Below are 21,660 nucleotides of genomic sequence, written 5' to 3' on the forward strand. Positions count from 1 at the left end.
TTTACAAACAAAACAATAAAGCCATTCCCGCAAAACAACACTCTGGCATTTTATGTACAATCGATGTACAAAATATGTATGACGACTCAATACAAACTAACCAACGAAGAGCGAGATTTTTTCCTCCAGGTGAGCGAAGCAGCGTTCAGCAATCCGTTCAGCGATGCCCGCGACGGTGCCGACCGCGCCTTGGCCGGTATCAGCGGTAGCGATCGCGACCGGGCTTTGCAGGGAGCTACCAAGGCAATCCGACAACGGCTGAGCGATCTGAACAGCCAGGGACGCGCCAATCTGGCGCTGTACGATGGTGCAGACCGGCAGTTATTGCTCACCGCCATCCTGTTCGATCAGTATCATGTCTCCCTGCCCCAGTTTGACGCCCTGATCGTGGAGCAAATTCAGGCCGGAGAAGAACCGTGCGCCGTACCGTTTTCCGCCGAAGCCCTGGCCCGACTGCGTGACTACGGCTGCACCGCCCAGCAGGCGCGCCACTATTTCGCTTTTTTTTACCAACTGCGGCGCGGCTTCTTCTTCATCAACCAGCTGGTCGGCAGCAGCGCGTCGATGCGCACCCTGCGCTGTCGGTTGTGGAACACGATCTTCACCCACGACACCCAGCGCTACGAAGTCACGCTGTGGAATCGGCTGGAGGATTTCTCCACCCTGTTGCTTGGCGAAACCGGCACCGGCAAAGGCGCGGCCGCCGCGGCCATCGGTCGCTCCGGGTTTATCCCGTTTGACGAAAAAAGCGGTCGCTTTGCCGAGAGCTTTACCCGCAACTTTATCGCCATCAACCTGTCGCAGTTTCCCGAAAGCCTCATCGAATCAGAACTGTTCGGCCACAAAAAAGGCTCCTTTACCGGCGCGGTGGACAACCACCAGGGCGTGTTCGCCCGCTGCGTGCCGCACGGTGCCATCTTTCTCGACGAGATCGGCGACGTCAGCGTGCCGGTGCAGATCAAGCTGTTGCAGGTGCTGCAAGAGCGGCGCTTCTGCCCAGTGGGCAGCCATGTTGGCCAGAGTTTCCGTGGACGCATTATCGCCGCCACCAACCGCCCCCTCGAAGAGCTGCGCCGTGCCGGTAACTTCCGCGACGATTTCTATTATCGCCTGTGTTCCGATGTGATTGAGGTGCCAACCCTGCGCAAACAACTGGCCGAGTCTCCCGACGCGTTACCAAGCCTGTTGGAACGGCTGATTGTACGCATTGTCGGCACGGAGGATGTCAAGCTGGCAGAAACCATTCACCATCAACTGATGGAAGATTTGCCTCCCAACTACAGCTGGCCGGGCAACGTGCGCGAGCTGGAACAGGCCGTGCGCCGCCTGCTGCTCAACGGCCACTACTACGGCGATCCTTACGCCCACACCGGCAGCGGCGACAACCTGCAAACTCTGGCTGACAGCGGCACCATGGATGCCCAACAGCTGCTGTCACGCTATTGCCGCCAGCTTTATGACCGCTTCGGCACCTATGAAGAGGTGGCACGGCGCACCCGATTGGATCGCCGCACGGTGAAAAAATATATTCAAGGGGATTAGCGGGAGGGATTTTTCACCACGGAGGCACGGAGGAAGGTCAACTTCTTTTTTTGCCACCGACAAAGCAGACAAAAGCTGGACCATTCTCTTGGGGCAAAAAAAAAGCAATTCACTTCACGATGACTTCACGATCAAATCTGATAAATGCCGCGATGAAAAATAACGCTCTTTTATCTCTGAAAAACTTCCATGCTTTCAAAAGAAGGTTTTCCTCAAATGGTTTTCTCCGTGCCTCAGTGTCTCCGTGGTTCAATGGTTTCAAGGCATGCCCCCCCCAAGCACAAAAACAATCGATGGTATCAACGCCACCGATGTGCTAGAAGACACTGCACTTCAATCCATTATTCCGCCCTCAACGCTTCAAGACAGGACCCGCCGTGAGCCAAACCGATTTTTCTACGCTGAAATTACAGCCTGCACTGCTTAAAAACCTCCAGTCCATCGGCTACGCGCACATGACGCCGATCCAGGCACAGAGCCTGCCACATATTCTGGCCGGGCGTGATGTCATCGGTCAGGGTAAAACCGGCTCGGGGAAAACCGCCGCCTTCGGACTGGGCCTGCTGCAAAAACTCAACGTCAAACGCTTTCACGTGCAAGCGCTGGTATTGTGTCCAACGCGTGAATTGGCCGATCAAGTGGCTAAAGAGATTCGCAAGCTGGCGCGCACCATCCACAACATCAAAGTCCTCACGCTGTGCGGCGGCATGCCGTTTGGCCCGCAACTCGGCTCTTTGGAGCACGGCGCTCACATCATCGTCGGCACACCGGGACGCATTGAGGAGCACGTGCGCAAAGGTGCGCTGAAGCTGGACAACCTCACCCTGCTGGTATTGGATGAAGCGGACCGCATGTTAGAAATGGGCTTCCAGGAAGCGCTGGATGCCATCATCGACCAGACCCCGCAAACGCGTCAGACCCTGCTGTTCAGCGCAACGTTTCCGCGCCAGATTGAATCCATTGCAGGGCGGGTGATGAAGACACCGGTGATGGTGCAGGTGGAAGCCACCCACGACAGCGCGGTGATCACACAACATTTCTACGAAGTTGCCGATGACACGGCTGATCGCCAACAGGCCCTGCGTCGCCTGCTGCGTTATTACCAACCAACATCTGCCGTGGTGTTTTGCAATACCAAGCAGGACACCCGCGATGTTGCTGACGACCTGCGCGAACACGGCTTCAGCGCCCTGGCACTGCATGGCGATCTGGAGCAACGCGAGCGGGATCAATCGCTGGTGCGATTCAGCAACGGCAGTGCCTCGATTCTCGTTGCCACGGATGTTGCTGCGCGCGGCCTCGATATAGAGGCGTTGGATGCCGTGTTCAACTATCACATTGCCCGCGATACCGAGGTGCATGTCCACCGGATTGGCCGCACGGGTCGGGCAGGAAGTCACGGCATGGCCTGTTCGCTGTACAGTGCCAAAGAGCATTTCAAAGTGGAACGGCTGGCAAAGTTTCTCGATCAATCATTGACCGGTGAACCGCTGCCCGAGCCCTCTGATGAGACACAACCTGTCATGCAACCAGCCATGGCCACCTTGCAGATCGACAGTGGCAAGCGGCAGAAAATCAGGCCGGGCGATATCCTTGGCGCGCTGACCGGAGGCGATGGAATTCGCGGAGACGACGTCGGCAAAATCACTGTTTTCCCCAACTGGGCCTATGTTGCGGTCAAACGCGAGGCAGCAGCGGCCGCGTTAAAAAAACTCTGTAACGGCAAGTTGAAAGGACGCACCATCCGCGCACGACGCATTCGCGGTTAAATGACGCTGTGCATCTACACAGGTTACGCGCGTGGATTGTCATGCGAACTTTTACGCGTCTGGCGGTGTTTTCTGCGGCACAACCTTGGTAGAGTTACAACCATCAAGGCTTGTTGTGGCAGGCAAGTTTTGGTTCTCCTTTCTTCCTAGTTGATACACACATAAACAAAGCCGGTTCGGATGCCTCCCCGAACCGGCTTTGTTGCGTTTGATGTTCACTGCACCAAACCACATCACGCTCTTAATCGCCCCTCACGGAGCATTGCTGATCACAGAATATCTTCCATCGGCATCCACTTCCAGAACGTCATTTTCAGCCGTTTACCCCAGGGCGCGAAGCGGTCCGGGTTATCCTCGGCGCTGTTCCAGCTGTTGCCGGGGGCCATGTCACGCTCGATCTCCAGCTCCACCTGCTGAGCCAAATGCGGATTATCAATAATCACGCCCACTTCGGTGTTGAGATTGGCGGAACGCGGATCGAGATTAAAGGTGCCGACAAACAACTGTTTGCCGTCGATCACCAGGGTTTTGGCGTGCAGGGCAAACACCGGCGACTTCTCTTTTAGCTTCGGATAGCGCTCCATCAACTGCTGTTGAATGCGTGGATAGGGCTGAAACTCAAACACCTCAATACCCGCATCAAGAAGATCTTCACGTTGATTGCTGTAACCGCTGAACGCCTGCAGGTTATCCGTGGACAACAGCGAATTGGTACTGATGCGCACCTTGACCCCTTTTTTGATCAGCCCGGCAAACAATTCCAGACCGCCGTCCGGCATCACCAGATAGGGCGACTGGATAGTCACGCTTTTCTGTGCCCGCGCCAGAGCTGCGGCCAGCTGACTGGTGGTACGGCCACCACCGCCCAGCCCGTTGTCTCCGGGATTTTTGCCCGGTTCATCACTGACAAAGCACACCGGGCCCCACGCCAGATTATCCATCAACCCGCGAAACTTGAGTGGCAGATCGTCCAACGCCTGTTTCACTTCCGGGGCAAAATTTTCCGGGTTTTGCGCGTAAGCATGCAGATCGGCATAGATGGCTTCTCGCCGTTGTGCATCCGGGGCAAGCTTGGCATTAAGCAAGCTTTCAATCGGCTTGGCCAGATCACTGTTCCAGAACGCGTCAAAACTGCCGGTCATGGTCTGTGCCACCGGGCCAAGCAGCAGAATGTCGCGATCACGAAAATTGTAGCTCTGGTCAAAATCATAATATTCATCAGCCATGTTGCGCCCGCCGGTGATGGCTACCTGCTGATCGACAATAAATGTCTTATCATGCATGCGCTGATTGGCCGCACGGAAATTGCTGAAAATATTCCACAGCCGCTGCTGAGTGGAAACGCCGGTTTTGTGCTGCGGATTATACACCCGGATGGAAATATTGGGATGCGCGGCCAGCGCCAGCAGAAAATCCTCTGGGGCTTGGATCAAAAGATCATCAACAATCACCCGCACCTTCACACCACGCTGCGCCGCACGCAACAGGCTCTCGGTGGCCAGGGTGCCGATATTGTCATCGCTCCAGATGAAATACTGCACGTCGATGGTTTCCGCCGCATGATCCACCAGCCAGGCGCGCGCCAGCAGGGACTCTTCCCCTTTGTCGAGGACATAAGCACCGCTCTGGTTGGGATGGGCGGACAGTAATGGTGGCAGCAGGTCTTGAAGGTCATTGGCGGATACAGTGGAAGCAGCAACAAAAAGGAAAAAAAGAAAAAAAAGAAATCTCTGCATAGCGGTACGTTTCCAACGGATAAGAAGCAATAAGGTTAAATCTAACAGGATGCTAAAAAAGTCAAATACTGAGGTTTTTCAACGACGCAAGCCGAAAATGCAATTTTCGGCTTACCTCACAAAATCAAGCACTTAAGGGTTCTGGCCCGTTCAAGGGCTCCACAGGCTGATTTTCAACAGACAGCCAAGGGACGTTCTTAAAACGGATTCTGTATTTCTATCACAAAAAAAGTCATAAATCGGGAGTAAATGAGATCTCCATTTCAACTTTCATCTCATTTAATAGGCATATCTCACCTTTCCGCCATCAAAAACAACAGATAAAAAGATATCTATCCTCTGAGAAAACAACTCTCTATCGCTATTTTTTTAGCCGTTATTCGCATTCTCCGAACCATGCCGGACAGATTGCTCTCAGAAACCAATTAATCTTACTTTAATCCATGAGAAATAGACATTACTTATTGACATTATTTAACAAAATTAAGTAATCTCCGTGACGGAATTCTATCATCACTACCATTTATCAAAGGAGAAACAGACCATGATCTTAACTAACGTCGATACGGTGCCGGGAAAAACCATTGTCGAACATTTCGGCATCGTGCAAGGCAGTACGGTCCGCGCCAAGCATGTCGGCCGCGACCTGATGGCCGGATTGAAAAATCTGGTCGGCGGCGAGCTGAAAGGCTATACGGAGCTGCTGCAGGATGCGCGCGAAGAAGCCACGCAACGGATGGCGGAACAGGCGCAGCAAATGGGCGGCAACGCAGTGGTCAACATTCGCTTTGCCACTTCGTCGGTCGCTCAAGGGGCGGCGGAGCTGTTTGCTTACGGAACGGCCGTGCGCGTCGAATAGGAGGAACACCCATGGACCTTCTTCTCGAAAATCTCGATCTGGTGATTTTTGTCGTTCTACTCTGCCTGGGCTACTCCGCCGGCAGTTGGGCCGAGAGAAATCACTACAAAGCCATTGAAGCGCGGGAGCAGGAACTGCTCGACATGGCCGTTGTTACGGCAGAAGGGAGCTTTCCAAAAAACAATGTTACCCAGGCTGTTCTCGTCACCGGAAATGCCGTTGTATCGATCGACTATTTCAAGCGCCTGTTGGCCATTTTGCGCAACATCTTCGGCGGTCGGGTCAAATCCTACGAATCGCTGGTGGATCGTGCCCGGCGTGAAGCGATCTTACGCATGAAAACCGCCGCCAAGGAACAGGGCGCGAACATGATTGTCAATCTGCGCCTGGAAACCGCAGCCATTGGTCGCAATGCCAATCAGAAAAAACAGATCGGCAGCGTCGAAGCCATTGCCTACGGCACGGCGGTACGTCTTAACCGACCATGAAATTCACGCCAAAACAGCTGCCGGGAAACGTCAATGTTTCCCGGACGCATCCTCTCATTGAATTTTTATGGCTGGTCTCCGGAATTGTGGTCCTGGGCGCGGTGTTTATCTTCGCTCTCGGCTTTACCACGGACTGGGTGGCGGAAAAAGCCCCACTCGCTCTTGAAAACTGGATTGGGCGCCAGACGCTGAAACATTTCCCCGGAGAGGGAAACCCGGCTCTGAGCCAACGGCTGGACACCCTTTTGGCGTCGGCGGATTCAGAGCCGAATCTGAAACGTTATTCCTTTCGCATCTTATTGCTTGAAAGCGATGAGGTAAATGCCGTTGCCCTGCCCGGCGGCACGATTGTGATTTTTTCCGCGCTGCTGAAGGAGATTGCTTCGGAAAACGAGCTGATGATGGTGATTGGCCACGAACTGGGCCACTTTGCCCACCGCGACCACCTGCGCGGACTTGGCCGCGGTCTCGGCATTGCCATGGCCACGGCGATGATTTTTGGACAAGACAGTGGGTTCAGTGATCTGGTCGCCAAAGCGGTTCTGCCGATCCAGGCTGGTTATTCCCAAGGGCAGGAGCGCGCTGCAGATCTGTTTGCACTGGATCTGTTAGCACGCCATTATGGGCACTGCGGCGGGGCCGGCGATTTTTTTGTCCGACATGCCGCCGAAAGCGGCCCTAAACTGGCCTATTTCCTCGCCTCGCACCCCCATCCCCAGGCACGTATTAATGCCTTGAACCAGAGGATCAAGCAAAAGCACTACGCTCTTAAGGCCCCCGAACCGTTGGGTCACGACCTACGCGAGATCATGGAGTTTGATCAAGCGAAGGAATAGACATAAAGAAAGTTATCCTTGCTTAAGCCGCTATCATGCAGATCAGAAAACATCATCAATCCAAAGACACCAACGTCCGTAAGTATCTGGGACAGCCTCCCAAACGATTGAATCAGCGGAAAAACATCGTGCCATAGAAAAAACGCATTCTCCGTTACTGTTTGCTTTGCAGAAGATCATTCCTCCCAACCAATTCCCAGGAGCGGTTCTGCCGAGGAAGTCCGGGTAAATGTCGCTGGAGAGGACTCCAGAGTAAACCGGCTCAACATGGTGCGCAGTTGTTCGGCCTGACTGCTGAGCTGTTCGGCCGCGGCAGCGCTTTCCTCGGCGCTGGCGGTATTCTGCTGAGTGACGGTGTCGATCTGGCCGACGCCGATGTTGATTTGGGAGATTCCCTGCGCTTGTTCCTGGCTGGCGGTGGCGATTTCACCGACAAGGTCGGACACTTTGGTGATCTCTTCAACCATCTCCTGCAACGCTTCGGCGGTCTGGGACGCGATCTGGGTGCCGTTCACGGTTTTCTCAACGGTGCCTTCGATCAGCTCTGCCGTTTCGTGCGCAGCCTTGGCGCTGCGGGCCGCGAGGTTTCGCACCTCTTCGGCGACAACGGCAAAACCTTTGCCATGTTGCCCGGCGCGGGCTGCTTCTACGGCAGCATTGAGCGCCAGCAGGTTGGTCTGAAAAGCGATCTCATCGATGGTTTTAATGATTTTACCAATCTGCTCGCCGGAGGCGTTAATGTCATTCATGGCCTCGACCATCTGTTCCATATGTTGGCTACCGGTTTCACCGGCTTTTTTAGCCAAGGTGGTCAATTGGTTGGCGACAGAGGCATTCTCAGCATTGGCAGAGGTCTGCGCCGAGCTTTCGTTCAGTGAGGCGGCGATCTCTTCGAGACTGCTGGCTTGTTCAGTGGCCCCCTGAGACAAGGCCTGGCTGGTGTCAGAAATCTGGTTACTGCCGGAGGCGATCTGCTCACCAAAAGCACGGATCTGCGCCATGGTTTCATTCATGGCGGCATTGGCTTGGGCAAGGGGCACGGCAATCACCCCATTGGCTCTGAAGGTAAAATCGCCACTGGCCAGCTTTTCAAAGGCGGTGACCACTTCCTGCTGCAGGTTATCGGCAAATTGGTCGACCACTTGCGCCATGTCGCCAATCTCATCGTTGCGGTTGAGACTGAGGCGCTTACCCAGTTGGCCATTTTGCAGATCCGTCATCATATTTGACGTCAGAACCAGCGGCCGACTGACACTGCTTGCCAAAAGATAACTGCCGACAATCGACACAACAATCATCAATGCCGCAATGGACACGATCCACATCAGTTGTGTTGCCACAGCATCGTTGACCAGATTATGAGAAGCAGCGAAATCATCGGTGTAATATCCGGCGACAATCACCCAATCCCACGGAGCAAAATAGGTAATTGCGGCAACTTTGCTTCGTGCCTCATCGTTCCCGGTGTTTTTCCAGTTATAGTGTTCAAAGGCAATAGGGATCTCTCCCCGGCTATGGGGAGGTAACGACAGGGCCTTGTCGACAATGTTACGAATAATGGATACGCCGTCGGCATCTTTCACGTTGAGAATGTTCTCTTTATCACGCTTGCCGCCTTGCGAGATAATATAACTGCCCTTTAAGTCCCCTTTGCCGCCGAGAACAGAGACATAGCCACTTTTGCCAACGTTGATATCAAGAATGCCATGGCGCAAACTTTCGATATTCTCCTGCTCCACACCAACGTAGAGGATACCGACAACGGAGCTGTGCTGTTTGTTCCAAATCGGCTCATAGGCGGTGATATACCAGTCATTTACCACAAAAGCCCGACCATGATAGGTCTCTCCAGACAAAACCTTGGCAATAACCGGGTTGGTTGTGCCGTCCGGGTTGGTATGGGGGATATAAGTTCCAACCGCCCGCTGGCCATTTTTTTTCACCACATTGGTGGCCACGCGCAACATATCGCCCTGTTCGTTCATCCGTTGAAAGATGGTCGCGGTACCACCGACCAACCTGTGCACTTTGTCGACAACGGGAGTCGTCACATCGACCCTGGTGTTTTGTCCCAGCCAGGTCTCACCCACCATCAGGCGGGGAAGCGAGATCTCTTGCGCCTGTTGAGTGAACTGATTAACCACCTGCCACTGGACACTATCCGCATCAATAGCGATGCCACCCTGTGTCGTCAGTGTATCGCGGGCAACATTGAGGCTGGCATCCACCATGAGCTGGACAGATTCCTGCGCCGAGCGACACATGAGGTAAACATCCTTAGAAATACATGCTGCTTCTCCACGCGCCAGACTATCAATTTCACCACTGACACGCTGACTGAGGATAGAGTTCTGATAGATGGCAACGCCCAACACGGAAACAACGGTGATCAGCACCAGAGACAATGACGTTAAAATGATTTTTGTTCTGATTTTCATGCGGAAATTCCTAACCCCCAAAAAGCAAAAGCACCAGATTCATTAACAAACAAAGAATAAATCTCAAAATTTAATCTATATCTAACGCCATTCATGAAACAAGCATTTTTGAGTTAAATTAATGCCATTTTTTGCCACAAAATTGCAGCCCGATTCGTCAACGGAAAAGTCATCGACAGTCGGTTAACACATCTCGCACTGGCGGGACAAAGAGCTCTTTTTGTAAAAAAATTTGCCTGCGACGGCTAATTGCCTATTATTGACGGAGTGCGGCAGTTTAAATTTGTCGCAAAGCGCTTACCTGATAAAAATATCAGGCTGAATACTCGATCATCGAAGGCTTACCAGCCACCATTCAAGGAGGGAACCATGCCAACGACCAACGAACATCTCAAAGAAGCATTTTCAGGAGAAAGCCAAGCCAACCAGAAGTATCGTGCATTTGCCAAACAGGCCGAAAAGGAGGGCTTCACCAACATTGCTAAACTGTTTCGCACCACAGCGGAAGCAGAGCGCATTCACGCGGAAGGACACCTGAAGGCATTGGATATGATCGCCAACACTGCGGACAACCTTCAGGCAGCGATTGATGGTGAGACGTATGAGTTCACGGAAATGTATCCGCCGATGCTGGAGCAAGCTCTGTCTGATGATCACAAAGCGAAAAGGATGTTCAAGTTTGCCGTGGACGCCGAAGAGGTGCATGCCCAGATTTACTCTAAGGCTCTTGAAGCGGTTAAGGCGGGCAAAGATATGGACGTCAGTGACTTCTACCTCTGCCCGATCTGTGGCTATATCGAGCTGGGGTCAGCGCCCGACGAATGTCCGGTTTGCGGTGCCAAAAGCAAGGTGTTCTGCCAGATTGGCTAGCTCCTAACAGGCTGATGAAAAACAGCCTGTGAAGCCCATGGACGGGCGACCAAAATCAAGGCCATGTTTTCAAGTGCTTGATTTTGTAAGCAAGACGGAAATCGCACTTTCGGCTTGCGTCGTTGAAACGTTCCCGGATGGGCCTTTTTCGCCCCTGCTAAAAGCTTGATAGTTATTGCCAGTGAGAGAACCACAAAAAGGTCTCTTGCGGATGACAAACAACCTTAAACAACAAAGGACTTGCCGCTTAGCGTCTAAGTCCTTTGTTGTTTAAGGCGAGAGTGTCGTCAACAAATCGGACTCTCTGCAATGACATCTTAAAAAGATGACAATCAAATGCATAGATTCTTCAAATAGAATATAATACGTCCATCTTATGTAAGAGCTTCACAATTTAACGGAACAACATGTTCACATAATAGGAGTTTCCATGTCTGATTCACCTGCAAACTGGCATCCCTCAAGTTGGCACCAATTCCCTGCAGCCCAGATGCCGCCCTGGCCCGACCCCGCTGAATACCAGGAGACGATCAAAACGATTTCACAATTTCCCCCTCTGGTGTTCGCAGGCGAAATCCGTGCCCTTAAAGAGATCCTGGCGAAAGCGGCTGAAGGCGAGGCATTTCTTCTGCAGGGCGGAGATTGTGCGGAGAATTTCTCTCAATGCACAGCGCCCTATATTCGTGAAACGCTTAAAGTTTTACTGCAAATGTCGATCATCCTGACCTATGCCGGAGGGAAACCGGTTGCCAAAGTGGGACGGATTGCCGGCCAATTTGCCAAGCCACGTTCATCAAACATGGAAAAGATTGGCGATCTTGAATTTCCCAGCTTCCGCGGTGACATGGTGAACAGCCCGGAATTTACCGCGGAGGCACGTCGCCCGGATCCTCAGCGACTGATCAAAGGCTACTATGTCGCGTGCGCGACAATGAACCTGCTGCGTGCCTTTACAAAGGGAGGCTATGCCGCACTTCATCGGGTTCACGCCTGGAACAACGATTTTGTAAAAAATTCTCCGATTGGACAAAACTATGAAGTTTTGGCGGAGCAGATCTCCAAGGCGTTGAACTTTTTTGAAACAATCGGCCTCGATGTTGACAGCCCCCGCTTCAACCAGGCCAATGTCTACACATCACATGAAGCACTGTTGCTCGGCTACGAAGAGGCATTGACACGGCGCGATTCAACGACCGGTGAATGGTATGACTGCAGTGCCCACATGATCTGGATTGGAGACCGCACCCGTCAATTAGACGGCGCGCACATCGAGTTTTTTCGCGGCGTTCTCAACCCGGTAGGCGTCAAAATTGGCCCCAGTTACAATCTTGATGAAACACTGCGGTTGATCGAAATACTCAACCCTGAAAACGAACCGGGAAGACTGACCCTGATAACCCGTTTTGGTGCCGGTAAAGTTGGAGACTACCTACCGCCTTTAGCACGGGCGGTTAAAAACGCCGGACACAAAGTGGTCTGGTGTTGCGATCCGATGCATGGCAATACCTATGTTGCTGAAAGTGGCCACAAAACCAGAAACTTTGACGACATCATGGGTGAAGTGGGTGATTTCTTCTCGATCCATCGTTCCGAAGGAACCAATCCGGGTGGGGTTCATCTGGAGATGACCGGCGAGAACGTTACGGAGTGTATCGGAGGCGGACGGAAAATTGAGAATGATCATCTCAAGCTGAATTATGCCACCCAGTGTGACCCCCGTCTCAACGCAGAGCAAAGCCTTGATCTCGCCTTTCATCTGGCACAGCTGGTTCATGGTTAACGCTTAGAGACGCATACGCGGGCAAAGCCATGGGCCGCCACATCGATGATCCGCAGGACTGAAACAAATCGTTTTTATTTTTGCCAATGTAGGATTCAATGCAAAAGTATCGTTGTTCGATCTGTAAATACATCTACGACCCTGAAGTCGGCGATAACACAAACGGCACGCCTCCACAAACCGCCTTTGAGGATCTCCCCGAAGACTGGACGTGTCCGAACTGCGGCGTTGATAAGTCGCTTTTCGAACCGGCTTAACAGTCTGACTTGATTCATATTGATGCAAAATCAATAAACCCGATTGTCAACGGACAATCGGGTTTTAAATTATCGGTCACCTGATACCAATTAAACATGGAAACGAGGGGGCAGTCTCGCACCAGTGGAGGCTCTACCTCGACCGATGATGCGATCCGGCCTCTTCCCCCCCCCACGCTCTTTTTACTTCCACCTGCCGGCCCATCCAAAATTCATTGCAGCCAGGAGGTCTCGTTGCGCTCTCCATGACATGATCCAAGGATATGCCACAATAAATTAATAACTAAAAATTATTTTCAGCTTATGCTAGTTTTGTTGTCTATTTTTACTTTTTAAAGGAGACATACATTGATCCGCTTTAGCCTTCTGCCTCTACTCCGCTTGGTCCTGTTTACCCTGGTGATCGGCAACAGTCTCGCCATTGCCGCATCTTTTGACATGCTGACCAAAGCCGAACTGGTCATTCATCTGCCCACGGAGCAGGAACTGGCCATGTATCAGATGTTTCCACCGCCACCAGAACAAATGGAGCAGCTGACATCACCACATGTCGAGGTACGATTGGACGGCCTGCCGACTTGTTATTCCATCGACTGGCAAAGCAAGCAGGTTAATGCACAAATTATTCACCTCAGACAACGTGACTGGCTGCAACCTTTTCTTGAGTTTGATCTGGTCCATGAAACCATTGCTCTGATCAGCAACGGTCACTTCGGCAAAACAGGCGACGGCGTGAAGAACACCTCCGGGTTAACCTATGTCGGTAAAAACGATCAAGGCGATTACGTGATCAGTCTTGAGCCGGTGATTCTCTCCTGCGACACCAGCCGAAAAAAGATTGCCGTATCTCTGGCGTTTCACACCTTGCCCCTGACGGATGGGAGCCAGTTCAAAGCTGAGCACATGGATGACCGGTTGCTGATGATTCGCCATTTGAAATGGAAACAACACTATTGGAAAATCAACAGCGACAAAGGGCTGGCCTGGCGCGTATCCAACATCTCTGAGGCGGATCAAAAGCAAATCGCCGACGCCAGGGTACTGTATATTGCCGACGCTGCCCCGAAGAGTGACGAACCGACGGTCTCTGCCCGCTCCCAAACAAGCTATGTGCCCAATGATAAGGCCATGCTGGCAGACAAACATCCCGGCCGCGAGTCGAGCCCCTGGCAGGAACGGCAGAAGGTGCTGTACCATGACCTGCTGGGCTCAATACGCTACGATGCCCTGTTGATCCCGGCCCAGGTGGATGGCTTTGCCGTTGATCGCGCCGGGCGTTCCCTGATCACCCGCTTTCTGCACCAGCGACTGCGTCAACTGGGATGGTCGCTGCCGGATCCGACCCTGACGGCACGAGCTCTGGGAGAACGCAGCCGAACCTATAGCCCGAAAGACATTGCCGCACTGGCAGGCCGAATTGGCGCAACAACCGTTATTATTCCCGCTGTGGGTCATGACGGCAATGGCCGTCTGTCCCTGAATCTGTTGCGGCAACAGGTTGATCACCACGGCATCCCGCTCGCCGACAAGACGGTTCTGGCCAGTTGCAACAATCTGCCTTTTTCCGACACCCGCTTGCCGTTTGAAGTCTTCGTCTCCCATATGGACGAACTGCTGAAAAGCATTGGCTGTACTCCGACTGCCACAGCACAGGCGTCTATCCGGGACAACGAGCCGCTGTTGCCACAACAACCATGCGAGTTGTTTACCCAGAACAAGCCATCTTTGGTACAGCAGGCTTTTACCCTGCAACTTCTGGGCATGTTGCACCCACGCGAGAACCCCACCCAAGAAGGACTGTTTGAACGCTCACTGGTCTTAGCCTGGCAGCTTCCTGTAAATCATCCACAGCGCAACCTGCTCATCGCCCGGGCGCTTTTTCGCCTGAACCGTCGACCGGCTGCATTGAAGTACCTTGAACAGGCAAAAACCGTAGAGGAACACGCTTTGTTGGCGTTTCTCAATGGCAACCTTCCGAACTTACAGGAAAACCGGAGCCGTATTGCAACACCGTTAAAATGGTTGCTCGCCAATATTGACTATGCAGATTTGCTCTGGACGTATACCCAGCGTCCCCTTCCCGATGCCACCATCGCAGAAATCGTCGGCAACCAGGTAGAGTGGGAGACACTCATCGTTCGCCGCCTGCAACGCAACTGGATGTGGAGCAACCAATCAAATCTGGTCGTCAAACAAATGCTTGATGAGGCCTTCCCGCTTGCCGACTTCACCGTCGGCGAACTGATGGGCAACAGACTGCTGCTTCACCAGTCACCGTTTGAGGGTGGAGAAATTGATCGTAGCGTTTATGAGCATTACCGGCGGATGGTATCCAATTCAGGAGCCAGCCTGTTTCCCGATACTCACCCACTGGCTCCACGCAAAGGGGATTATTTGGACCTGCTGGCAGCAACCGGTGAAGCCAATCTCTTCGACGCCGTTTATAAATCAGTGGTACTGCAGCATCGTATGGATGCAGGCCTGGAACAACTGCGACAGTCTGCGGGAGTTTACGAAGGACATCCCGACCTCACCTATTTGAAGAGCGAGGCATTGGAACGCAAAGCGCAAAGCAGTCTCGGTTCTGAAGCGGCGCGACTGAATGCGGAAGTGGCCCACCTCAAAGACCTTGCGGGATACTGGAGCCAGGAACAAAACACCTATTCTCGTCTGAAAATTTTTGACCAGGACTTCCCCAAACGTTTCTACTGGACAACGGCTTCAGACAAGCTGGCATCTCTGGAAAACTCTCTTGAGTACACCAACAGCCGGGCCGACATTGCGGCAAGCCTGTATGATTCTTACCAGCGCTACCGCGCAGGAAAAACGATAAAACGACAGAAGCTCCTGGCTGAACTGGAGCAACGCTTTATCGGCGCTCCGCAAAGACAGTATCTACTTGCCGAAATCAGTGAACGACAGGGGAATGTGGACAAAGCACAACAGTATTATCGTACCTGCATCAAGCTCTACCCTGAACAATGGGAGGCTTACCAGAAACAAGCTGAATTGTTAATCCGTCATGATCTCATCGACGAAGCGTACCAGACCCTGATGGCCATCCCGGACTTCAACCGCCCGTCTCCCCTGGTAAACGCCGTCGGGTTTTCAAATTTTGCCAACAGGATGGGCAGCATGTTCCGCAAACTCGGTGAACCGGGAAAAGCTCTCACCTTCTTTCGCTATTGCCAAACGCTGGGTACGGGTTCCGGAGCAGAGATGGTTTCTGCTGCACAAGAAGCCATGATCAACAACGACTATGCCACCATGGCACAACACTGCGTCCGTCTGATTCGGCGTTACCAGAGCCTTCCCGGTTATCATGCCTATATCAACTACCAGCATCTGACCGGACAGCATACAACGGCGTGGAGTGTTTTCAACAACCTGTCCTCACGCCAGTATCTCTCAAGCATCTGGCAGGCCGCACTGTTCGGATTCCGCATGGAAGGCACTTCAGAACAGGATCAGGACCGCTGGTTTGCCGACCGCGTCAATAGACCGGAAAGCAGCAGTTTTGTACTGTATCGGCTCATGGACCGGTCCCAATTTCCCGCCATCAACACGCTGCCGCGCTCGGGAGGACAAAACAGAAAACAGTTCCTCGCGCTCTACCGTGGCTACAAAACCCGCAGCTTTACAGATTCCCCCTACTCCCACCAGTTCCAGCAGGGCCAAGGCATAACCTCCAAATTGTTGCCCTGGCTGGCGTTCTACTATGAGGATGCCGGGCGAGGTGAAGAATTCCAACAGAGATTGAATGAATATCTTGCCGTTCACGGATCGGGATTTGACAGTTTGCTGGCGCAGGGCATTATCGCCGGGCTCCAGGACGATTCCCATACGGCATTGACATTGTTCCACAAGGCCTGTCTGCGCTATGCAGAGCTGCAACAGCAGCAGACCCCTTTTGCCGGTTGGCCCTTCGCCATGGAAGCAAAATATACAACAAACCCAGAAAAGCGAATGACAGCATTGGGGGCGGCACTGTATCTGGACCGCAATTCAGTGAGGATTGCGCACTTCAGCCGTGCAGAAAAACAACGTGCCACAGAGCAGTTTGATGCCAACAAATTCTTTGCCCCGCGTCAGAGCGACGCACAGACCCAGTCGCCACCGAAACAGATCTGAAAATGAATGGCCTTCAAGAGCCTTACTGAAGAAACAAAAAAAAGGGTTCGCTGAACAATCAGCGAACCCTTTGATTTTTTTATGGTGGAGCTAAGCGGGATCGAACCGCTGACCTCTTGAATGCCATTCAAGCGCTCTCCCAGCTGAGCTATAGCCCCATAAGACGAAGGCGTTTATATCAAAGGCAGAGACAGCCTGTCAACGCATTTCTTCATCAAACGTACAAAGTTTTCAATTTTTTATGACACAAGCCTTCGCCACTGGACAACGGGTTAAAAATACAGAAAAGCTCATCCGAGCATCAAACTTACGGCTGACAGCAGCGCAATGACAATCAGAGTCAGGCTGCACTGACGAATCTGCCCAAGAATCAACTGAATAAGCACATAGCTGATAAAACCAAACGCCAGACCGGTAGAGATGCTGTAACCGAGCGGAATCATAATGATAGTAAGAAACGCCGGTGCACTCTGCTGAATATCGTTGAATGGAATCTGCGACACATGACGCATCATCAGCAGGCCAACGACGATAAGGGCCGGGGCCGTGGCATAAGGCGGGACAATAGCGATGAGCGGCGTGAAAAACAGCGCCAGCAGAAACATGGCGGCCGTGGCCACGGCGGTAAGTCCGGTGCGACCACCAGCACTGACTCCACTGCCCGATTCAATGAACGTGGTTGTCGTACTGGTACCGAGCAAAGCACCACCAATGGTGGCTAGAGCATCGGTATTAAGGAGGCGAGAGATCAACGGCACGGTGCCCTGTCGTTCCAGCAGGCGTGCATCACGACACACGGAGACCAGCGTCCCGAGGCTGTCAAAAAGATCGACGAACATGAACGAGAAAACACTGGACCACAGGGAGATGGATACCGCTGAAGCGATATCCAACTGAAAGGCCAGCGGTGCCGGTGACGGTGGTAGAGACACGATTCCATCCGGCAACGGTACATGCCCCAACGCCATGCCGACGACTGTCGTTACGACAATTCCGATGAGCATGGCTCCACGCACTTGGCGAATCTCCAATACAACGATGAGCAAAAGCCCGAGCAGACCAATAAACGTGCCCGTGGAAAACGAGCCGAGTTGAACCATGGTAGCCTGGTTCCTGACCACCAGGCCGAGATTCTGCAGACCAATAAAGGCGATAAACAGCCCAATACCGACTCCAGCGGCAATCTGCAGCGGCAGGGGAATTGCCTTGACAATATGCTGCCTGACTCCAAGCAGACTGAGCAACAGAAACACCACACCAGAGAGGAAAACAACCCCCAGAGCCGTTTGCCAGCTCACCCCCTGCCCCATCACCAATCCGTAGGTAAAAAAGGCGTTAAGCCCCATTCCCGGCGCCATCATCAGCGGAGCATTACCCATGATGGCAACGAGCAACGTGGCCAAGGCAGCCACCAGACAGGTCACGGTGGTCAAAGCGCCGCGATCCATACCGGTTTCAGCAAGCATGGCCGGATGGACAAAAATGATGTAGGAGGCGGTGAGAAAGGTGGTGACACCGGCGATCAGCTCGGTACGCACATCACTGCCGCGTTCTCTAAGTTGAAAAAGGCGATCCAGTCGTTCAATCATGCCATTCTCCGTAAAAGAAACACATCCGAGTCAAAACAAAGCAAGGGTGCCGAGGCACCCTTGTCTGGTTCGTATATGAAATCGCGTAATCAGGAGCAGCCGCAACCGCCGCCACAACACCCTGACGGTGCCGTGTTCAGTGTTGCCGACTGAGTCAGGCGCGTGAGTGCCTCCATGTATTTCTGGCCGGTTTTTTCCACGATCTCTTGGGGCAGATCAGGAGCCGGCGCTGTTTTACCCCAGTCGAGTGTTTCGAGGTAATCACGCAGGAACTGCTTGTCAAAGCTGGGTTGCTGACCACCGGGCTGATACTGATCTTTGGGCCAGAACCGTGATGAGTCGGGAGTCAGGGCTTCATCGATCCAGATCAGCTCGCCGTCAAGCATGCCGAACTCAAACTTGGTGTCGGCAATAATGATCCCTTTTTCGTTGGCAATGTCGCGAGCCCGTTCGTAAATGGCGATGGTGACATCGCGCACTTTGGCAGCCAATTCGGCGCCACACAACTCTTCGACCTTGGAGAATGGAATGTTCTCATCGTGCTCGCCGAGCTCAGCCTTAGTCGAAGGAGTAAAAATAACTTCGGGGAGCTTATCGCTCTCTTTGAGCCCTTCCGGCAGCGGAATGCCGCAGATCGCGCCGGTTTTCTGGTAGTCCTTCCAGCCGGAGCCGGAAATATAACCGCGCACGATACACTCAACGGGCAGCGGCTGGGCTTTTTTTACCAGCATACTTCGTCCTTCGAGTTGCTCACGGTACTTGTGTGTTTCAGGCGGAAAGTCATCCACATTAGTACTGACAATATGGTTGGGGATGATATCGGTCATCTTCTCAAACCAGAATTTGGAAATCTCAGTCAGTACGTAGCCTTTTTGCGGAATTCCTTCGTTCATGATGACATCAAAGGCGGAAATCCGGTCACTGGTAACAATCAACAAATACTCGCCGACATCATAGATATCGCGCACTTTTCCCTGATTAACCAGCTTGAGATCGGGGCAGCTGCTCTGCATTACGATCGGAGTCATGATTCGTTCCCTTCTTCCATTGAGCGCAGGATTGCCGGGGCAATGATCACCTCAGCAGTTTGTTTAAGTTCATCAAGTTTGCTGCGCAGCAACTCGTCCTGTTTCCGTGACAGAACGGTCTGTTGCAAACGTTGTGATTCCTCTTCGGTCAAGCCGTTGGGATCTGCCGGCTGCAGTTGTTTAAGGCGAACAATATAGAAATTTTCACCTGCACTATACAGCTGGGAAGCCACCGGCTCTTTGATGGTGAGATTGAACGCAGCCTCTGCCAGTCCCGGCACATTGCCGAGGGTCGGTACAAACTCACCCAAGGCGCGATTGAACAGGCCGGTCTCTTGAACTTTGCGACCGTTGTCGGCAATAGATTTGAGCTTAGCACCTTGTTGAATTTTCTCCAGAGCTTTTTGCGCGGCTTCTTCGGCCAGAACAACCGCCTGCTGACGCTTGTAGGCTTCAGTCACTTCAGCCTTGACGGCACTCAGTTCGGGAATATGGCTGGCGATATTTTCAGTCACGGTCGCGAGGACCACACCACGTGTGGTGTTGACCGGAGCCAACATTTCCCCAGCCGCGGCACCAAAGGCTCTCTCTGTCAACTCCGAGCTGACACCGACAGTCGGAATAGCTTGCATCTGAGAGAACAGACCTGTTTCCACCGGTGTCGCACCGAGACTTTCAGCGGCAGCGCTGAAATTACTTTCTTTACGGTTAAGGTTGTACGCATCCATGGCCTTTTCGTAGGCCAATTTGCGCGCCTCATCGAGACGCAGGGCTTTTTCAACCTCGTCACGCACATCTGCCAGCGGCGTAAAACCGGCCTCAATGTGCTCGCCCCCTTTGATAATATGGTAACCGAAACGGGTTTCCACTATCGGACTCAACGCATCTTTTTGCAGAGCAAAGGCAGCGGCCTCAAATGCCGGGTCCATCACGCCACGTTGAAACAGACCCAGGTCACCACCTTTTTGCGCGGTTGCGGTATCGGCGGAGTATTGTTTGGCCAGTTTGGCAAAATCACCGGTCTGGGCTTTCTCAAGAACCTGCTCAGCCAGGACGCGCTGCTTTTCGCGTTGCGCATCGTCGGCATCTTGTGCGACAGGGATCAGGATATGAGCGGCTGCCATCTGTTCGGGGATGGCATAGGTGGCCAGGTGGCGGTCATAGTAGCGTTGAATATCGCCCTCTTCGAGGACCACCTGATCCAAATAATCTGCCGGGCTCAATGTCACCAGGCTCAAGTTCACCTGTTGCGCCACGCGAAAGGCTTCCTGATTGGCTTCATAATACGCGGTGAGTGCGTCATCGGTTACATCGACAGCATCAGTAAAGGCACCAGTCTTGAACGCCACATAACTGAGATTAACGTTTTCATTGAGGCGACGATATTCGTCGGCAACATCCTCGTCGGTAACAACGGCTTCACTGCGAATCTGCGCCTGGGTCAGGTTGACCAGCATCTGCTGTTTCTGCATCTGCTCGAACAGTTCCGGCGTCATCCGCTGATAGCTGAGAACTGAAATATATTGCTCTTTGTTAAAAACGCCATCAACCTGAAAAGCTGGCACTTCGGCAATGGCTTTCACCAGCTCGTCATCGCTGATCGACACATGCATGCGTTCGGCCTCTTCAAGCAGCAGAGCCTGGTCGATCAACAGGTTGATCGATTGACGGGTCAGTTGCAGCTGCTTTTCAAGCTCGGGAGTGAAGTTCTGTCCGTAAAGGTTGTGGTACAGGTTATACATATTACTGTAGGTGGTACGGAACTGTTCAAAACTGATATCGGTTCCATTAACCTGTGCCGCTACGGTAATGTCTCGCTGTTGATCGCGGCCCTTACCCCAAACGAGGAAAATTGTGCCGATAAACGTTGCGATAATGACCCAGAAAACAACCTTGACGACAGTGGTTTTCTGCTTTTTACGAATCAAATCCAGCATAGAAAGATTTCTCCTTGTCGAACGCGGAAAATTACGGTAAAAACAGCGTCGCATCTTACGTCAACATCCCAAGGGATTGCAACAGTTTTTACCGCAATACACGTGGCAAACAAGGTGGTTGCAGCGAGGGGTTCACCCCGTCGTATCTGCCGGAAAAACCCACGCCCCCTTGCCCAGGTTTGCCCGTTGACGCCTGGATGCAAAGCACCCTGTTGGTTGCCAAACAGTAACCGCTTTCAAACCTGACCGGCAAAACCCCGGTTATTCCTTGAGAAGAGACAGGGTTTCTGCTAGTTTGAAATCTTTCACACAGAACCACCTGAATTCCCTGCGTCCAACAATAAGGAAGCGTGCAGCCATGTTAAGCCGTGCATGCCCCGTACGAGTACCCNNAGAGATA

Annotated in this window: 14 protein-coding genes and 1 tRNA gene; 9 read left to right on the forward strand and 6 right to left on the reverse strand. The window is 52.7% G+C overall.

What is annotated here, in order from left to right; genetic code table 11:
• Positions 1-78: 78 nt before the first annotated feature.
• Positions 79-1,542 (forward strand): sigma 54-interacting transcriptional regulator, encoded by a 1,464-nt coding sequence (locus DACE_RS13675; RefSeq protein ID WP_155809141.1) that lies wholly within the window; start codon positions 79-81, stop codon positions 1,540-1,542.
• A 377-nt stretch (positions 1,543-1,919) separates the two neighbouring features.
• The gene (dbpA, locus tag DACE_RS13680) at positions 1,920-3,311 is read left to right on the forward strand and encodes an ATP-dependent RNA helicase DbpA (protein WP_006002147.1); all 1,392 of its coding nucleotides are present in this window, start codon (positions 1,920-1,922) and stop codon (positions 3,309-3,311) included.
• Positions 3,312-3,580: 269 nt separating this feature from the next.
• Here dbpA and DACE_RS13685 read toward each other — a convergent pair whose 3' ends face one another.
• Positions 3,581-5,047, reverse strand: a complete 1,467-nt coding sequence (locus DACE_RS13685) for a phospholipase D family protein (protein ID WP_006002149.1) — start codon at positions 5,045-5,047, stop codon at positions 3,581-3,583.
• A 544-nt stretch (positions 5,048-5,591) separates the two neighbouring features.
• On the opposite strand from DACE_RS13685, the gene DACE_RS13690 reads away from it, so the two are divergent.
• Genes DACE_RS13690 through DACE_RS17540 form a run of 3 tightly spaced genes read left to right on the forward strand, consistent with a single transcriptional unit; the run spans position 5,592 to position 7,230 of the window.
• Positions 5,592-5,906: a YbjQ family protein gene (locus tag DACE_RS13690; RefSeq protein WP_006002151.1), complete on the forward strand. Its 315-nt coding sequence runs from the start codon at positions 5,592-5,594 to the stop codon at positions 5,904-5,906.
• Positions 5,907-5,917: 11 nt separating this feature from the next.
• Positions 5,918-6,394: a YbjQ family protein gene (locus DACE_RS13695; RefSeq protein WP_006002152.1), complete on the forward strand. Its 477-nt coding sequence runs from the start codon at positions 5,918-5,920 to the stop codon at positions 6,392-6,394.
• Complete coding sequence (locus DACE_RS17540; protein ID WP_006002154.1) at positions 6,391-7,230, forward strand: M48 family metallopeptidase; 840 nt, start codon at positions 6,391-6,393, stop codon at positions 7,228-7,230. The genes DACE_RS13695 and DACE_RS17540 overlap by 4 nt, the downstream gene beginning before the upstream one ends.
• 176 nt (positions 7,231-7,406) lie before the next feature.
• Here the strand turns inward: DACE_RS17540 and DACE_RS13705 are convergent, their stop codons facing one another.
• Positions 7,407-9,668, reverse strand: a complete 2,262-nt coding sequence (locus tag DACE_RS13705; protein ID WP_006002156.1) for a methyl-accepting chemotaxis protein — start codon at positions 9,666-9,668, stop codon at positions 7,407-7,409.
• Positions 9,669-10,037: 369 nt separating this feature from the next.
• Between DACE_RS13705 and DACE_RS13710 the strand changes: the two genes are divergently transcribed.
• The 4 genes from DACE_RS13710 to DACE_RS13720 all read left to right on the forward strand — a co-directional run bounded on the left by DACE_RS13710 (position 10,038) and on the right by DACE_RS13720 (position 16,706).
• Positions 10,038-10,538, forward strand: coding sequence for a rubrerythrin family protein (locus DACE_RS13710; RefSeq protein WP_006002158.1), 501 nt, complete (start codon positions 10,038-10,040; stop codon positions 10,536-10,538).
• Between the two features lie 430 nt (positions 10,539-10,968).
• A complete protein-coding gene (locus tag DACE_RS13715; RefSeq protein WP_006002160.1) occupies positions 10,969-12,318 on the forward strand; it encodes a class II 3-deoxy-7-phosphoheptulonate synthase in 1,350 nt (449 codons plus the stop codon).
• Positions 12,319-12,416: 98 nt separating this feature from the next.
• The gene (rd, locus tag DACE_RS17975) at positions 12,417-12,575 is read left to right on the forward strand and encodes a rubredoxin (protein ID WP_006002162.1); all 159 of its coding nucleotides are present in this window, start codon (positions 12,417-12,419) and stop codon (positions 12,573-12,575) included.
• A gap of 348 nt (positions 12,576-12,923) precedes the next feature.
• Positions 12,924-16,706 carry a tetratricopeptide repeat protein gene (locus DACE_RS13720; RefSeq protein WP_006002163.1) on the forward strand — a complete coding sequence of 1,261 codons (3,783 nt, stop codon included), beginning with the start codon at positions 12,924-12,926 and terminating at the stop codon, positions 16,704-16,706.
• 82 nt (positions 16,707-16,788) lie between these two features.
• Here the strand turns inward: DACE_RS13720 and DACE_RS13725 are convergent.
• From DACE_RS13725 to DACE_RS13740, 4 genes are all read right to left on the reverse strand, one after another.
• A tRNA-Ala gene (locus tag DACE_RS13725) sits at positions 16,789-16,864 on the reverse strand.
• Between the two features lie 132 nt (positions 16,865-16,996).
• Positions 16,997-18,295, reverse strand: a complete 1,299-nt coding sequence (locus DACE_RS13730; RefSeq protein ID WP_006002165.1) for an NCS2 family permease — start codon at positions 18,293-18,295, stop codon at positions 16,997-16,999.
• A gap of 89 nt (positions 18,296-18,384) precedes the next feature.
• The gene (locus DACE_RS13735) at positions 18,385-19,323 is read right to left on the reverse strand and encodes a phosphoribosylaminoimidazolesuccinocarboxamide synthase (RefSeq protein ID WP_006002167.1); all 939 of its coding nucleotides are present in this window, start codon (positions 19,321-19,323) and stop codon (positions 18,385-18,387) included.
• Entirely contained in the window at positions 19,320-21,260 is a 1,941-nt protein-coding gene (locus tag DACE_RS13740; protein ID WP_040367507.1) for a SurA N-terminal domain-containing protein, read from the reverse strand. Before DACE_RS13740 ends, DACE_RS13735 begins: the two co-directional genes overlap by 4 nt.
• Between the last annotated feature and the right edge of the window lie 400 nt (positions 21,261-21,660).

This window comes from Desulfuromonas acetoxidans DSM 684 (assembly GCF_000167355.1).
GTDB lineage: Bacteria > Desulfobacterota > Desulfuromonadia > Desulfuromonadales > Desulfuromonadaceae > Desulfuromonas > Desulfuromonas acetoxidans.